The 15,186-nt window shown below is 70.0% G+C and carries 12 protein-coding genes; 5 read left to right on the forward strand and 7 right to left on the reverse strand.

Going from position 1 to position 15,186, the window contains the following annotated elements:
• Window positions 1–21: 21 nt before the first annotated feature.
• Entirely contained in the window at window positions 22–1,878 is a 1,857-nt protein-coding gene (locus tag FF100_RS12625; RefSeq protein ID WP_139036024.1) for a glycoside hydrolase family 15 protein, read from the forward strand.
• 91 nt (window positions 1,879–1,969) lie between these two features.
• The gene (gene tkt, locus FF100_RS12630; protein WP_139036025.1) at window positions 1,970–4,048 is read left to right on the forward strand and encodes a transketolase; all 2,079 of its coding nucleotides are present in this window, start codon (window positions 1,970–1,972) and stop codon (window positions 4,046–4,048) included.
• Window positions 4,049–4,479: 431 nt separating this feature from the next.
• On the opposite strand, the gene FF100_RS12635 is transcribed toward tkt, so the two are convergent.
• Window positions 4,480–6,432: a putative bifunctional diguanylate cyclase/phosphodiesterase gene (locus FF100_RS12635; protein ID WP_139036026.1), complete on the reverse strand. Its 1,953-nt coding sequence runs from the start codon at window positions 6,430–6,432 to the stop codon at window positions 4,480–4,482.
• Between the two features lie 434 nt (window positions 6,433–6,866).
• Here FF100_RS12635 and otsB point away from each other — a divergent pair, with 434 nt between their 5' ends.
• On the forward strand, window positions 6,867–7,619 hold the full coding sequence (gene otsB / locus FF100_RS12640) for a trehalose-phosphatase (RefSeq protein WP_139036027.1): 753 nt from the start codon (window positions 6,867–6,869) through the stop codon (window positions 7,617–7,619).
• A 69-nt stretch (window positions 7,620–7,688) separates the two neighbouring features.
• Window positions 7,689–8,111, forward strand: coding sequence for an FKBP-type peptidyl-prolyl cis-trans isomerase (locus FF100_RS12645; protein WP_139036028.1), 423 nt, complete (start codon window positions 7,689–7,691; stop codon window positions 8,109–8,111).
• Between the two features lie 145 nt (window positions 8,112–8,256).
• On the opposite strand, the gene FF100_RS12650 is transcribed toward FF100_RS12645, so the two are convergent.
• From FF100_RS12650 to FF100_RS12670, 5 genes are all read right to left on the reverse strand, one after another.
• Window positions 8,257–8,985, reverse strand: a complete 729-nt coding sequence (locus FF100_RS12650; protein WP_139036196.1) for an ABC transporter ATP-binding protein — start codon at window positions 8,983–8,985, stop codon at window positions 8,257–8,259.
• 14 nt (window positions 8,986–8,999) lie between these two features.
• A complete protein-coding gene (locus FF100_RS12655) occupies window positions 9,000–9,764 on the reverse strand; it encodes an ABC transporter ATP-binding protein (protein ID WP_139036029.1) in 765 nt (254 codons plus the stop codon).
• Window positions 9,761–11,089, reverse strand: coding sequence for a branched-chain amino acid ABC transporter permease (locus FF100_RS12660; protein WP_139036030.1), 1,329 nt, complete (start codon window positions 11,087–11,089; stop codon window positions 9,761–9,763). The genes FF100_RS12655 and FF100_RS12660 overlap by 4 nt, the downstream gene beginning before the upstream one ends.
• The gene (locus FF100_RS12665; RefSeq protein WP_139036031.1) at window positions 11,086–12,039 is read right to left on the reverse strand and encodes a branched-chain amino acid ABC transporter permease; all 954 of its coding nucleotides are present in this window, start codon (window positions 12,037–12,039) and stop codon (window positions 11,086–11,088) included. The genes FF100_RS12660 and FF100_RS12665 overlap by 4 nt, the downstream gene beginning before the upstream one ends.
• A 325-nt stretch (window positions 12,040–12,364) precedes the next feature.
• Window positions 12,365–13,603, reverse strand: coding sequence for a branched-chain amino acid ABC transporter substrate-binding protein (locus tag FF100_RS12670; RefSeq protein ID WP_246102047.1), 1,239 nt, complete (start codon window positions 13,601–13,603; stop codon window positions 12,365–12,367).
• Between the two features lie 393 nt (window positions 13,604–13,996).
• On the opposite strand from FF100_RS12670, the gene FF100_RS12675 reads away from it, so the two are divergent.
• Window positions 13,997–14,821, forward strand: coding sequence for an IclR family transcriptional regulator (locus FF100_RS12675; RefSeq protein ID WP_139036033.1), 825 nt, complete (start codon window positions 13,997–13,999; stop codon window positions 14,819–14,821).
• A 13-nt stretch (window positions 14,822–14,834) separates the two neighbouring features.
• On the opposite strand, the gene FF100_RS12680 is transcribed toward FF100_RS12675, so the two are convergent.
• The gene (locus tag FF100_RS12680; RefSeq protein WP_139036034.1) at window positions 14,835–15,170 is read right to left on the reverse strand and encodes a hypothetical protein; all 336 of its coding nucleotides are present in this window, start codon (window positions 15,168–15,170) and stop codon (window positions 14,835–14,837) included.
• Window positions 15,171–15,186 lie beyond the last annotated feature (16 nt).

Below are 15,186 nucleotides of genomic sequence, written 5' to 3' on the forward strand. Positions count from 1 at the left end.
CGGCACTGATCGGGACGCACCATGGCGTTGCTCATCGAGGATTACGCGCTCGTCGGCGACGGGCGCAGCGCGGCGCTGATCGGGCGCGACGGCAGCGTCGACTGGCTGTGCTGGCCGCGCTTCGATGCCTCGGCCTGCTTCTCGGCCCTGCTCGGCACCCGCGAGGATCACGGCCACTGGCGCATCGCCCCCGCCGGCGAGGCCACGAGCAGCCGCCGCTACCGGCAGGACACGCTGGTGCTGGAGACCACCCACGAGACCGCCGACGGCGCGGTCCGGGTGATCGACTACATGCCGGTCGAGGACGGCACCCATCTCGTGCGCATCGTCGAGGGCGTGCGCGGCCGGGTGGCGATGCGCATGGACCTGGTGGTGCGCTTCGATTACGGCTCGGCCATCCCCTGGGTGTCGCGCAGCGAGAACGACGACCTGCGGGCGATCGCCGGACCCAACAAGCTGGTGCTCCGCACCCGCGCCCCCCTCAAAGGGGTCGGACAGACGACCGTGTCCGAGTTCACGGTCGAGGCCGGGCAGAGCGTGTCCTTCGTGCTGAGCTACGGCCTGTCGCACGAGGAGGACCCGGCCCCGATCGAGCCGCGCAAGATGCTCAGCGGCACCACCGCCTGGTGGCGCTCCTGGTGCCAGCGCTGCCAGGGCGGCACGCCCTGGGACGACGTGCTGACCCGCTCGCTCCTGACCCTCAAGGCGCTGATCTACCGGCCGACCGGCGGCATCGTGGCGGCGCCCACCACCTCGCTGCCGGAGCAGATCGGCGGCGTGCGCAACTGGGATTACCGGTTCTGCTGGCTGCGCGACTCGACCTTCACGCTGCTGGCGCTGATGGATGCGGGCTATATCGACGAGGCCCGGGCGTGGCGCGACTGGCTCACCCGCGCGGTGGCGGGCAGCCCGTCACAGGCCCACATCCTCTACGGCATCGCCGGCGAGCGCCTGCTGCCGGAAATCGAGCTCGACTGGCTGCCCGGCTACGAGGGCTCGCGCCCGGTCCGGGTCGGCAACGCGGCGGCCCAGCAATTCCAGCTCGACGTCTACGGCGAGCTGTTCGACGCGCTCTACCAGGCCCACCAGCGCGGCATGCGGGCCGACGAATCCGGCGTGCGGGTCGGCCGCGCCCTCCTCGACCACCTGGAGCGGGTCTGGCGCGAGCCCGACGAGGGCATCTGGGAGGTGCGCGGCGGGCGCAAGCACTTCGTCCACTCGAAGGTGATGGCCTGGGTCGCCTTCGACCGGGCGATCCGGTTCTATGAGGCCCAAGTTTCCCCGGCCCATGTCGGCGACGACGAGCCGACCGCCGGCGACGACCAGGCGGTGGCGCGCTGGCGCGCCGCCCGCGACGAGATCCACCGCGAGGTCTGCGAGAAGGGCTTCGACAAGGACCTCAACAGCTTCGTGCAGTATTACGGCTCGAAGGACCTCGATGCGAGCCTGCTGCTGATCGCCCATATGGGCTTCCTGCCCCAGGACGATCCGCGGGTCGTCGGCACCGTCGAGGCGATCGGCCGCGACCTGATGCATGACGGCTTCGTGCTGCGCTACGACACCAGCGGCCAGAGCACCGACGGCCTGCCCGCCGGCGAGGGCGCCTTCCTGCCGTGCAGCTTCTGGTACGCCGACAACCTGATCGGCCTCGGCCGGTGCGACGAAGCGAGGGCGCTGATCGAGCGCCTGCTGTCGCTGTGCAACGACGTCGGGCTGCTCGCCGAGGAGTACGACCCGGTCCGCAAGCGCCAGGTCGGCAATTTTCCGCAGGCGTTCAGCCACGTCGCGCTCGTGAACACGCTTCTGAACTTCAGTCGGGCGACCGGACCCGCTAAGGAGCGCGGCGGAGACCCGGACGCCTCGGGCCATCCGGGCTGACGGCCCGCGATGCCCCCGCGGGCGGCCCAAGGCGCCGCGACCTGACCCGTCGCGGCACCCAGACCCCCATTTCGAGACCACGAGGCGACAGATGAGCGCAGCTGACACCAAGCCGAAGGCCGGCACCAGCGAGATCGACCAGCGCAGCATCGACACGATCCGCACGCTGACGATCGATGCGGTGCAGAAGGCGAATTCGGGCCATGCCGGCGCGCCTCTCGGGCTTGCCCCGGTGGCCTTCACCCTGTGGAACCGCTACCTCCGCTACGACCCGGCGAACCCGCACTGGCCGAACCGCGACCGCTTCGTGCTGTCGGTCGGCCACGCCTCGATGCTGCTCTACAGCCTGCTCCACCTCGCCGAGGTGGCGGAGAAGGACGGGGCGAACGCCCCGGCGGTGAGCCTCGAGGACATCAAGAAGTTCCGCCAGCTCGACAGCCGCACCCCGGGCCACCCGGAATACCACTTCACCACCGGCGTCGAGGTCACGACGGGACCGCTCGGCCAGGGCGTCGCCAACTCGGTCGGCATGGCGATGGGCGCCCGCTTCCTCGGCGAGCGCCTGGCCTACGGTGACCGCCCGATCTTCGACTACAACGTCTATGCGATGTGCAGCGACGGCGACCTGATGGAGGGCGTGGCGTCGGAGGCCGCCTCGATCGCCGGGCACCTGCGCCTGTCGAACCTGTGCTGGATCTACGACAACAACACCATCACCATCGAGGGCCACACCGACCTCGCCTTCAGCGAGGAGGTCGCCGCCCGCTTCCTGGCCTATGGCTGGCAGGTGCTGCGCGTCGCCGACGCCAACGACACCGTGGCGACCGCCCATGCCCTGGAGACCTTCCTGCAATCGGGCGACCGCCCGACGCTGATCATCGTCAACTCGGTGATCGGCTACGGCGCGCCGACCAAGCAGGGCACCCCGAAGGCCCATTCGGACGCGCTCGGCCCCGACGAGGTCAAGGGCGCCAAGCGCGCCTATGGATGGCCGGAGGACGCGCAGTTCCTGGTGCCGGACGGCGTCTACGACAACTTCCGCAACGGGATCGGCGCCCGCGGCAAGGCCCTGCGCGAGCAGTGGCTGGCCCTCGTCGAGGAGGTGAAGGCCGGGGATCCCGACCTCGCCAAGGACCTCGCCGCCTACCTCGCCGGCGAGCCGCCGGAGGGCTGGGATGCCGACATCCCGGTCTTCCCCACCGATGCCAAGGGCCTCGCCACCCGCGAATCGTCGGGCAAGGTGCTGAACGCCATCGCCAACCGGGTGCCGTGGCTGCTCGGCGGCTCGGCCGACCTCGCGCCCTCGAACAAGACCAAGCTCGAGAGCCCGGAGGCCGGCACCCTCGGCCCGTTCACGCCGGGCGGGCGCAACATCCATTTCGGCGTGCGCGAGCACGCGATGGGCTCGATCGTCAACGGGCTCGGCCTCGTCGGCCTGCGCGCCTTCGGGGCGACCTTCCTGGTCTTCTCCGACTACATGCGCCCGCCGATCCGGCTCGCCGCCCTGATGGAGCTGCCGGTCTTCCACGTCTTCACCCACGACTCGATCGGGGTCGGCGAGGACGGGCCGACCCACCAGCCGGTGGAGCACCTGCTGGCGCTCCGCGCGATTCCCGGTCTCATCACCTTCCGGCCCGCCGACGCCAACGAGGTGGCGGAGGCGTATCGCGTCATCATGCAGCTCAAGCACCAGCCGGCGGTGCTGGCGCTGAGCCGCCAGCCGCTGCCGACCGTCGACCGGGCCACCTACGCCCCGGCCTCCGGCGTGGCGAAGGGCGCCTACGTGCTGGCCGGCGCCGACGAGGCGAAGCCCGACGTGATCCTGATCGGCACCGGCTCCGAGGTGCAGCTCTGCCTCGGCGCCTACCAGACCCTGAAGGCCGAAGGCGTGAAGGCCCGGGTGGTGTCGATGCCGTCCTGGGAGCTGTTCGAGCAGCAGGACGAGTCCTACCGCAACAGCGTGCTGCCGCCCGAGGTGACCGCCCGCGTCGCCGTCGAGCAGGGCTCGGTGATCGGCTGGGACCGCTATGCCGGCAGCGCCGGCACGATCCTCGGCATGCACACCTTCGGCTCCTCGGCGCCGATCAAGGACCTGCAGTCGAAGTTCGGCTTCACGCCCGAGAAGGTGCTGGAGGCCGCCCGCGCCCAGCTGGCCAAAACGAAGGGCTGAGGCGATAGACAGTGGGAGCCCGTCGGATCGTCTCCGGCGGGCTCCCGATCCTCCGCGTCAGTCCCGGAGCAGCGCAGCGGAGCCCGGATTCCCGGCCAGCCGATCGATTCAGGGTGCATCCCGTCTCATACCGCCGCGCCGTCGAACGGATCGGTTCGACGGCGCAAGGCAAGCCCGAACGGGCGTCGGCGCCGATGCGCCGGACGCTTTCGCATCGACGTGTCGATGCCAAGGCGCGAGGGTATCATTCGGCCGACTTGCGCTTCCGGTTTCCGGGGCTCGCCGCCGGCGAGCCCCGGACTGACCCGGTGGCTCCGGGAATCGCCGGCGGCATCGGAAATTTCTACCGCACCGCCGGGACGTCCACCGGCGGTCCTCGAACGCCCCGGCGGTGAGCATGGCCGCCGCTTTGCGGGACGCGGCCGGCCCGATCAGGCGACGGCCTGGACCGGCGTGATCGACCGCACCGCCTCGGCGTCGAGGTAGCGCAGGGTCTCGGCGAAGCCCATCGGTCGGCTGAAATGATAGCCCTGCATCAGCACGCAGCCCAGATTATCGAGTAGGCGAGCCTGCTCGGCGGTCTCGATGCCCTCGACCACGCAGTCGAGCTTCAGGTTGCGGGCCAGGCCGACGATCGACGTGACGATGTCGCGGCTGGCCGGGCTCGCGATGATCTCGCTGGTGAAGCTGCGGTCGATCTTGAGCTTGTCGAGGGGCAGGCGGTGGACGTAGCCGAGGGACGAGTAGCCGGTGCCGAAATCGTCGAGCGCGATGGCGATGCCACTCGCCTTCAGGGTCTCGAGCACCGTCTGCGCCTGGGCCACGTCCTGGATCAGGGCGGTCTCGGTCACCTCCAGGATCACCCGCCCGGGACGAAGGCCGCTCGCGCGGATCGCCGCGACGAGCCCCTCGGCCGCCTGCGGCGAGGCGATGTCCGCCATCGACAGGTTGAAGGACAGGGCGACCGTCTCGGGCCAGGCCTTCGCGGCGGCGAGCGCCCGGCCGAGCAGCACGGCGGTGATGCGGGTGATCAGCCCCGAACGTTCGGCGATCGGCACGAAGACCGAGGGGGAGACCGGGCCGAGATCCGGACTGGTCCAGCGCGCCAGCGCCTCGAACGCCACGGTGCGGCCGCGCCGCACGTCGACGATCGGCTGGAAGACCAGGCTCATCTCCCGGGACAGGTCGGCGTGGCGCAGAGCCTGCTCGATCACGCTCTGGGTGCGGAGCCGCCGCTCGTGCTCCTCGGTGAACAGCACGGCGGTGCCGCGGCTGTTCGCCTTGGCATAGTACAGGGCGTAATCCGCCCGCTCGACCAGCACGGCCGCCCGGGAGCCGGCCTCGGGATAGGTCGCGAAGCCGATCGAGGCACCGATCTGGGCGGAGCCGCCATGCGGCAGCCGGAACGGCGCGCCGAGCGCGGTCCGGATCGCCTCGCCCATCGCCCCGGCCGCGCCGCCGGCGCCGCGCAGGACGAGGCCGAACTCGTCGCCGCCGAGCCGTGCCACCGCGCCCGCCTCACCGACGACCTCGCGCAGGCGCCGGGCGGCCTCCTGCAGCACCGCGTCGCCAGCGCCGTGCCCGTGTGCGTCGTTGACCGGCTTGAATCCGTCGAGATCGACCAGCCCGACGACGACCGGCTCGCCGGCGCGCTCGGCCTCGACCAGGGCCTGATCCAGGGAAGCGAAGAAGCTGCGGCGGTTGGGCAGCTCGGTCAGCGTGTCGAGATTGGCCAGTCGCAGGTTCTCGCGGCTCAGGCGCTCCAGCTCGACCTGCTGCCCGATCAGGCGGGTGAAGTCGCGGTAATAGGCCATGAGCACGAAGGCGACGCCCCCCATGACCATCAGCAGGTTGAAGGCGATCGCCTTCATGACGAAGCTGTCGAGCTGACCGACATGCAGGCAGAACGGGATGGTCACGATCAGCGTGACCAGAAGCGCCGCCGGCCGCAGATGTGCGATGCAGAACACGCAGGCGATCATCGTGGTGCCGACATAGAACAGGGTGTGGGCCTTCGCGACGGTGTCGCCATACACGAACAGCGTGTTGGACCAGGCCATGAAGCCGAGAGCCAGGACCGCGGAGAGCCCGAGGGTGAGACGTAGCTTGGCGGCGAGCCGCGTCTCGTCGATCGATCTCCGGCTCCGGCGCAGCCACAGCGCGAGGCGCACGACGCACAGGGCCAGCAGGCCGCAGAGCGGGTAGAGGGTGACCCAGTTCGGCGCCACCCCGTGATAGGTCACGGCCAACGCCGCCGAATTCATCGCGAGAATCACGTAGAGCAGCGGCACCTGGTTCTGCAGGGCGCGCATCTGCGCCCGCATCAGGTCCGGGTTCGCGGCATCGATCCGGAAGAGATCGATGATGGTCAGCAACCTGCGCACAGCGCGTCCACCCCTATCGGACCAGCCGAGCCCGGCATTGCCCCGTCAGCCAAAAACCATGCCGGCTTGAATGAAGGGTTACCCCGTGATGCTGTGCCAGCAAGTCACGGTTATGACCCCAGAATGCTGCCCGATAGGCCAGCGCCGCGGATACCGCAATAGGTCTGCAAATAACGTTCAGGACGGGCGGGACGGGTTTTTGTTTCGGCACGTTTGAGCAGAATTGCTTCGAAGATGGCTGCGAGACCTCGGGACTACGCGAGGGATGGGGGAATTGCCGCCGATGGCGATCTTAGGACGATAATCCTTCACCCGGCCCCGGTCCGCCCCGGCGCGCGGCATCCAGCTGGGGTCGCTCCCGCCGGGGACACATGCGCCGCTGGCCGCCCTATATCCCGGTCGCAGCCCCTGGCCGCGACGGGAGACGCGATCCCTTGACCGATACCGCCTACGCCCTCTTCCTCGATTTCGACGGCACCCTGGTCGAGATCGCGCCGCGCCCCGACGGGGTCGTGGTGCCGCCGGCTCTGCCGCCCGCCCTCGCGCGGCTCCGCACCCGCCTCGGCGGCGCGCTCGCCCTGGTGACCGGCCGGCCGATCGCCACCATCGACGGCTTCCTGACGCCGGAGCGCTTCGACGTCGCCGGCCTGCACGGGGTCGAGATGCGCCGCGGCGGCCCGGTGACGGGCGGGGACCCGGCGGAGCACCCCGCCCTGCGGGCCGGCGTCGCGACCCTGCAGCGGGCGGTGGCCGATCTCGACGGGGTGCTGATCGAGGACAAGGGCTGCTCGGTCGCGGTGCATTGGCGCCTTGCCGGCGAGGCGGAGGCCAGGCAGGCGCAATCCGCCGCCGCATCGGTGGCCGGCATCCTCGGCGAGGCCTACCGGCTGCAGCAGGGCAAGGCGGTGGCGGAGATCCTGCCGGCCAGCGCCACCAAGGGCCACGCCATCCGGGCCTTCCTGCGCGAGGCGCCCTATGCCGGCCGCCGGGCGATCTTCATCGGCGACGACCTCACCGACGAGAAAGCGTTCGTGCCGGTCGACGAGGATGGCGGGATCACGATCCGGGTCGGGCCCGGCGAGACGGTGGCCCGCCACCGCCTTGCCGATCCGGCGGCGGTGCGGGCGCTGCTAATGGGCTGGGCCGAGGGCGGGACGATCGATCCCGAATCGCTGCCGGCGGCCTGACGGCCTATCCGCCGGGGCGGCAATGCCCTAACTCGTCTCCCGACGTCACGCACAGGAACGATCCCGTCGATGCGCCGTTCGCCGTTCTACCTTGTCGGAGCCCTCACGATCGCCATGACCGCTTCAGCCTCCGCCGCCTCGTTCTCCACCACCCCGTCCGGCCTTCAGGTCAAGGACGACGTGGTCGGCACCGGTCCGCAGCCCAAGGCCGGCCAGACCGTCAGCGTCCACTATACCGGCTGGCTCTACCAGGACGGCAAGAAGGGCGCGAAGTTCGACAGCTCGCTCGACCGCAAGCAGCCGCTCAACTTCGCGGTCGGCACCGGCCAGGTGATCAAGGGCTGGGACGAGGGCCTGTCGACCATGAAGGTCGGGGGCAAGCGCACCCTGATCATCCCGCCCGAGCTCGGCTACGGCGCCCGCGGCGCCGGCGGCGTGATCCCGCCGAACGCCACGCTGATGTTCGACGTCGAGTTGCTCGGCGTGCGCTGAGGCCGGTCCGGACGCGGCGATCACCGCACGCGTCGCGACCGTCCCACCGCACAGGGTCGTCCCGGGTCCGCGACAGCGGAGCCCGGGACGACGCGCAGAATGTCTCGACCCGGGCGCAGAATCGGCCTGCACTCGTCGGGCGAACCTACACCTCCAGCCACTCCCGCCGGACCGCCTCGTTGGCGGACAGCGCCGCCGGCGTGCCGGCGAACACCACGTGGCCGTGGCCCATCACGTAGAGGCGCTGCGACAGCTTCAGCGCGATGGTCAGCTTCTGCTCGACCAGCAGCACCGCCACGCCGCGGGCGGCGATCTCGCCGATCATCTCGGCGACGCGGGCGACCATCTGGGGCGACAGGCCCTCGGTCGGCTCGTCGATCATGATCAGGTCGGGGTCGCCCATCAGGGTGCGGCAGATCGTGAGCATCTGCTGCTCGCCGCCCGACAGCACGCCGCCGGGCGTGTCGATCCGCTCCTCCAGCCGCGGGAACAGCCGGAAGATGTCGGCGTAGGACCAGCGTCCGCCACGTCTCCCGCTCTTCTCGCCGAGCGCCAGGTTCTGCCGCACCGTGAGCTTGGGAAAGATCGCCCGCTCCTCCGGCACGTAGCCCAGCCCCCGGCGGGCGACCGTGTAGGGCTTCAGGCCGGCGATCGGCTGGCCCTTGAAGCGGATCTGCCCGCGGGGCGGCACGTCGCCCATGATCGCCTTGAGGGTGGTCGAGCGCCCCACCCCGTTGCGGCCGAGGATCGACACGATCTCGCCGGCCCCGACCCGGAAGCTCACCCCCTGGAGGATGTGGCTCTTGCCGTAATAGGCGTGCAGGTCCTCGACCTCGAGGAGCGCGGGGGCGGTGGCAGACGACACTGCCGGCATCGCGAGGGCGGCGCTCACGCGGCCTCCTCCCCGGTGGCGACCCCGAGATAGGCTTCCTGCACGGCGCGGTTCTCCCGGATGCGGGCGGGCGTGTCGGTGGCGATGATCCGGCCGTAGACCAGGACCGAGATGCGGTCGGCGAGCCCGAACACCACCGCCATGTCGTGCTCGACCATCAGCAGCGTGCGCCCCGTCGTGACCTCGCGGATCAGTTGCGTCGCGTGCTCGCTCTCGCTGTGGCTCATCCCGGCCATCGGCTCGTCGAGGAGGATGACCTTGGCGTCGCTGGCGATGGCGATGCCGATCTCCAGCGCCCGCTGCTCGGCATAGGCGAGCAGCCCCGCGGCGATTCCGGCACGGTGGCCGAGGCGGATGCGGGTCAGGATCTCCTCGGTGCGCTCGGCGACGCCGGGCAGCCCCTCGACCCCGCGCCAGAAGGACGGGCCGTGGCCCATCGCCCGCAGCACCGCGCAGCGCACGTTCTCCCACACGGTGAGCTTGGGGAAGATGTTGGTGACCTGGAAGCTGCGGGCGAGGCCGGCCCGGTTGATCGCGGCCGGGCGCCAGCCGGTGATGTCCCGCCCCTCGAGCCGGATCGTGCCGCTCGACGGGGCGAAGCGGCCGCTGATCAGGTGGAACAGGGTCGACTTGCCGGCACCGTTCGGCCCGATGATCGCGTGGCGCTCCCCCGTCGGCACCGACAGGTCGACGCCGTTGATGATCTTGGCCGGACCGAAGCTCTTGTGGACGCCGGACAATTCGATCGCGGGGGCAGTCATGCCAGCTTCTCCTTGGCGGCTTCGGAGGCGTCGTGCCAGGCGGCCGCAACCCGCGGCAGCACGGCCCGCAGGGCGAGTGCGCCGCCGGCCGCCATCGCACCGGCGACGAGCCACGGCAGCACATGGGCGGCGTCGAAGGAGATGCCGGCGAGCGTCATCTCGGTCCCGTCGGAGGCCTTCACCAGCACGCGGAACGCCATCTCGATCAGCGCGATCGTACCGGCCAGCAGGAGGAGAAACGGCCCGAGGGCCAGGAGGTAGGCCGGGACCAGCCGGTGGGCGGTGCCAGCGCGCAGGAGCGGGCCGTGCATCAGCGCCAGGCCGGCGATGCCGCCGGGGGCGAACATCACGATGGCGATGAACAGCAGCCCGAAATAGAGCTGCCAGATCTCGGTCAGGTCGCTGAGCGAGACCTGGAGCAGGGTCACCACCACGGCGCCGACGACCGGGCCGATGAAGGTGCCGATGCCGCCGATGAAGGTCGCGAGCAGGACGACGCCCGATTGGTGCACGCCGAGATAGGCCGAGTTGGCGATCTCGAAGTTGATCGCGGCGAGCGCGCCCGCGACACCGGCGAAGAGCGCCGACAGGCAGAAGGCGGTGACGCGGATCGTCTGCGGCTCGTAGCCCAGGAACTCGACCCGCTCCGGGTTCTCGCGCACCGCGTTGCACAGGCGGCCGAGCGGCGTGCGGGTGATCGCGTACATCGCGAGCGCGCAGATCAGGCACCAGGCGGCGATCAGGTAATAGACCTGGATCTGCGGCCCGAAGCTCACGTCGAACAGGCGCAGCATCTTGGTGCGGTTGGCGGTGATGCCCTCCTCGCCGCCGAAGAAGCTGTGCAGGATGTGCGAGCCGGAGGCCACCAGCTCGGCGATGCCGAGCGAGATCATGGCGAAGACGGTGCCGGCACGCCGCGTCGAGATCAGCCCGAACAGGATGCCGAAGGCGAGGCCGGCGAGCCCGCCGACGAGCGGCATCACCGGCAGCGGCACCGGCAGGCGGTTCGCCGCCACGACGTTCATCGCGTGGACGGTGAAGAAGGCCCCGAGCCCGTAATAGACCGCGTGGCCGAAGGACAGCAGACCGGTCTGCCCGAGCAGCATGTTGTAGGAGAGCGAGAACACCACCATGATGCCCATCAGGCTCATCATGGTCAGCGCCGTGCCGCTGGTGAAGACGAGAGGCGCGGCGACCAGGATCCCGGCGGCGACGAGCCAGGGCAGCACCTGGGCGACGAGGCCCAGCCCCCGCGGGCGGATCGACGGGCGGGAGCCTGCCTGCGCGAAGGTCCCGGACGGCGCGATGTCGGCGAGGTCGCTCATGCTTCGCGGTTCCCGAGGAGGCCGGTCGGCCGCGCGATCAGCACGATGACCAGCAGGAGATAGGGGATGATCGGCCCGATCTGGGCGATCGTCACGGTCCACAGATCACCAAGCACGCCGCCGGACGGCGCGGCGTCGATGCCGGCGGCCTGGAGCACGCTGGCGACCGAGACGTCGAGGGAGATGGCGAAGGTCTGCACCAGCCCGATCAGGAGCGAGGCCGCGAAGGCGCCGGTGAGCGAGCCGAGGCCTCCCACCACCACGACCACGAACAAGATCGGCCCGAGCAGGCCCGCCATGTTGGCCTGGGTGACGAGGGCCGGCCCGGCGATGACGCCGGCCACGGCGGCGAGCCCCGTGCCGACGCCGAAGACCAGCATGAAGACCTTCGGCACGTCGTGGCCGAGCATCGCCACCATGTTGGGATGGGTCAGCGCCGCCTGGATGATCAGCCCGACCCGGGTGCGCGTCAGCACGGCAAGCAGCGCGATGAAGATCGCTACCGAGATCACCAGCATGAACAGCTTGTAGGCCGGGTAGTTGGTGCCGAAGACCGTGAAAGCGGGAAAATCAAGGATCGCCGGCACCCGGTAATCGACCGGCAGCTTGCCCCACACCATCTGCACCACCTCCTCGATCACGTAGGCGAGACCGAAGGTGAAGAGCAGCTCCGGCACGTGGCCGTGACGGTGGACGTTGCGCAGGCCGTAGCGCTCGACCAGCGCGCCGATGCCGCCGACGACGACCGGCGCCGCGACGAGGCCGACCCAGAAGCCGGTGAACTTGCTGATCTGGTAGCCGAAGAACGCGCCCAGCATGTAGAAGCTGGCATGGGCGAAGTTCAGCACGCCCATCATGCTGAAGATCAGGGTCAGGCCGCTCGCCATCAGGAAGAGCAGCATCCCGTAGAGCACGCCGTTCAGCGTCGAGACGATGACGAGTTCGAGCACGCGGGGGTCTCCTGCCGGTGCGAGGTGCAGTGTCTTGGGACAGTGTGCGGTCGGCGAAGCGCCCGCCGGTCTGGGCTGTATCAGCTCCGCCCTTTCCCGGACGACTGAAACGAAGTGGAAGGAGATCCGGGATCCAGCACGAGGAGCGCCGCGAAGCGGCTCAACCTTTGCTAGGTGGCAACCACAAAGACGCTTCGCGACTTTTTGTGCTGGATCCCGGGTAACATGCGCCCGGGAAAGGGCCGTTGCGTTTCAAGGGCGAGCCCGAGAGCAAAACGAACCGACGCGGCACCCCGTCCCCCGGAGCGCCGCCCCTCCCCCGCCCTCAGCTCGGGCGGTCCATCTTGCAGGTGGTCGGCAGCAGGGTGTCCTTGGCCTCGACCACGCCGTCGCCGGTCCAGCCCCAGCCGGTATTCTCGCTGTCGAGCACCTTCGCCGTGTCGACCGGCCCGAACCGCGAGATGTAGATCGGCTGGAAGATCTGATGGTCGTCCGGCCGGATGAAGCTGTCCTTGCCGTAGAGCGTGTCGTTGTGGATCGAATCCATCGCCTTGGCGATCGCCTTCGGGTCGGTCGACTTGGCGGCGAGCGTCGCCTTGGCCAGGATGTTCATCAGGTTGACCACCCGCGGGTAGGTCAGCTCCTGGCCGGTCTTGGCGCGGAAGGCGGCCTCGAAGTCGTGACCGGGCTTGTAATCGATGTTGGCGTAGCCCTCGGAGATCTGGAACACCCGGTCGGGCAGGTTCGCCTGCTTGATCGCCGTCGGGCCGCCGCTGCCGCCGCCGTAATAGGTGTAGAAGTTCGCCGGGAGCCCGGCATCGCCCGCCGCCTTGAGCAGCAGCGCCATGTCCTGCGCCCAGTTGCCGGTGATCACCGTGTCGGCACCCGAGGCCTTGATCTTGGCGATGTAGGGCGAGAAGTCGTTGACCTTCTGCAGCGGCGCCACCTCGTCGCCGACGATCTGGATATCGGGCCGCTTCTCCTTCAGCATCGCCCGGGCGGCGGCGCGCACCGCCTGGCCATGCGAGTAGTCCTGGTTGATCAGGTAGACCTTCTTGATTTCCGGCTTGCCCTTGATGTAGTTGGTCAGGGCCTGCATCTTGATGTCGGAATTGGCATCGAACCGGAAGTGCCAGTAATTGCACTTGGCGTTGGTCAGCGCCGGATCGACCGCGGCGTAATTGAGATACAGGATCTCCTTGCCGGGGTTGCGGTCGTTGTACTTGCCGACGAAGTCGATCAGCGCCGCCCCGACCGACGAGCCGTTGCCCTGCACCACCACGCGGGCGCCGGAATCGATCGCCTTCTGGAGCTGGACCAGGCTCTCCTGCGGGTTGAGCTTGTTGTCGTAGCCGGTCACCTCGAGCTTCAGGTCGGGGTTCTTGGCGTTGATCTGGTCGGCCATGAACTGGAAGGTCTTCAGCCCAGCCTCGCCGGTGCTGGCTCCGCCGCCGGAGAGCGGATCGACGAAGGCGATCTTCAGGCTCATCGGCGCGGCGAGCGCAGTCGAGGCCGCCAGGGCCACGAGGCCGGCGGCCGTGATGCGCGCGAGGGTCTTGACCAAGGCGTCCTCCTGGAATGGCGTTCCCGGTATTCTTGAGGGCGCGCCGCGTTCGGCGTCGCCGACGGATCCTGTGCCCGCCTTGCGCGAACACTGCCTCCCGGCCCGGAGCGGGTCAAGATGCGAAATTCCGATCCGCATCGCGAAACATGTTGCCGAGCCGGCGCGCCATCGTCACCTTAGGGCGACCTCGGGCGGCGCCGTCGGCGACCGCGCGCGCTCGAGCGTTCCGGGACCGCGAACGACATCGGGCGCAAGGCAAGACTTCGGGTCGACGAAAAGACCGCGGGCCCGAGAAGAGACCGGGGACCCGAGACAAGATCTGGGGTCCGACAAGAGGCGTGGGATCCGGGACGACGGCACCGAGAGCACGGCCGAATCGGGGGAGGCGGCAGCATGGCACAGGCGATGGCGGCGCGCATCGGCGCGATCAACCAGGACCCGGCGGAGGGCGAGGACGGCGACCGGCAGTTCGTCACGGCGCTCGCGCGCGGCCTTCAGGTGCTGCGCGTCTTCGGGGACGCCGCCGAGATGCTGGGCAACCGCGAGATCGCCGCCCGGACCGGGCTGCCGAAGCCCACCGTCTCGCGCCTGACCCACACGCTGCTGTCCCTCGGCTACCTGGTCCACGACCCGGAGGGCGAGCGGTACGGCCTCGGGCCGGCAGTGCTGGCGCTCAGTGCCGCCTTCCTGCGCCAGAACTCGTTCCCGCAGATGGTGCGGCCCTTCCTGCAGGACCTCGCGACGGCGGTGCAGGCGCACGTGGCGCTCGGCCTCCTCGACGGGTTGTCGAGCGTGTACGTCCAGCTCTGGCGCGGCCAGGGCCAGCGCATCGTGCTGTCGAGCGAGGTCGGCTACCGTCTGCCGCTCGCCCGCAGCGCCATGGGCATGGCGACGCTGGCGAGCCTCGACGAGGCCGAGCGCGCCGCCCTCGTCACCCGCCTGCGCCGCGACGGAACTGACGCGGCGCGGCTGGACCAGACCTACGATCGCTGCGCCGGCGAGATCGCCCGGCACGGCTTCTGCGTCGGCATCGGCATCTGGCACCAGGACATCAACGCCGTGGCGGCGCCGATCCACGCGCCCGGCGGTCGTGGCCAGTTCGCGGTCAATGTCAGCGGCCCCGCCTTCCTGCTGACCGAGGAGGTTCTGCGCCGCGACACCGGCCCGAAGCTGATGGAGACGATCGAGCGGATGCGCGCCCTCGGGATCGTCGATTGAGCGGGCGCGCCTCTCACCCCTCCAGCCCGGCGAACCACTCGGCATAGGGCGTATTGCGGGCGAGGCGGCGATTGTAGTCCGGGGCACCGTCCGTCCACCAGGGCGGTCCGCGCTCGCCGAGGCCGTGCTTGGCCGCATCGACCGCGGCGCGGGCCGCCGCCAGGGCCGCGCCGCCCTCCGGCTCTCCGGCCCCCTTGGCATCGCGCACCGCGCGGCGGGCCCGCATCAGGTCGTGGACCAGCGCCTCGCGCCGCTCCGGCGCCAGGCCCGGATCGCTGCGCCGCCACAGCCGCCCGCGCACCACGATGTAGCGCCCGTCCGGCGTCACCGGCACCTCGTTCCGGGACATCACCGTAAGCTCCGCG

The sequence above is a fragment of the Methylobacterium terricola genome, from assembly GCF_006151805.1.
GTDB lineage: Bacteria > Pseudomonadota > Alphaproteobacteria > Rhizobiales > Beijerinckiaceae > Methylobacterium > Methylobacterium terricola.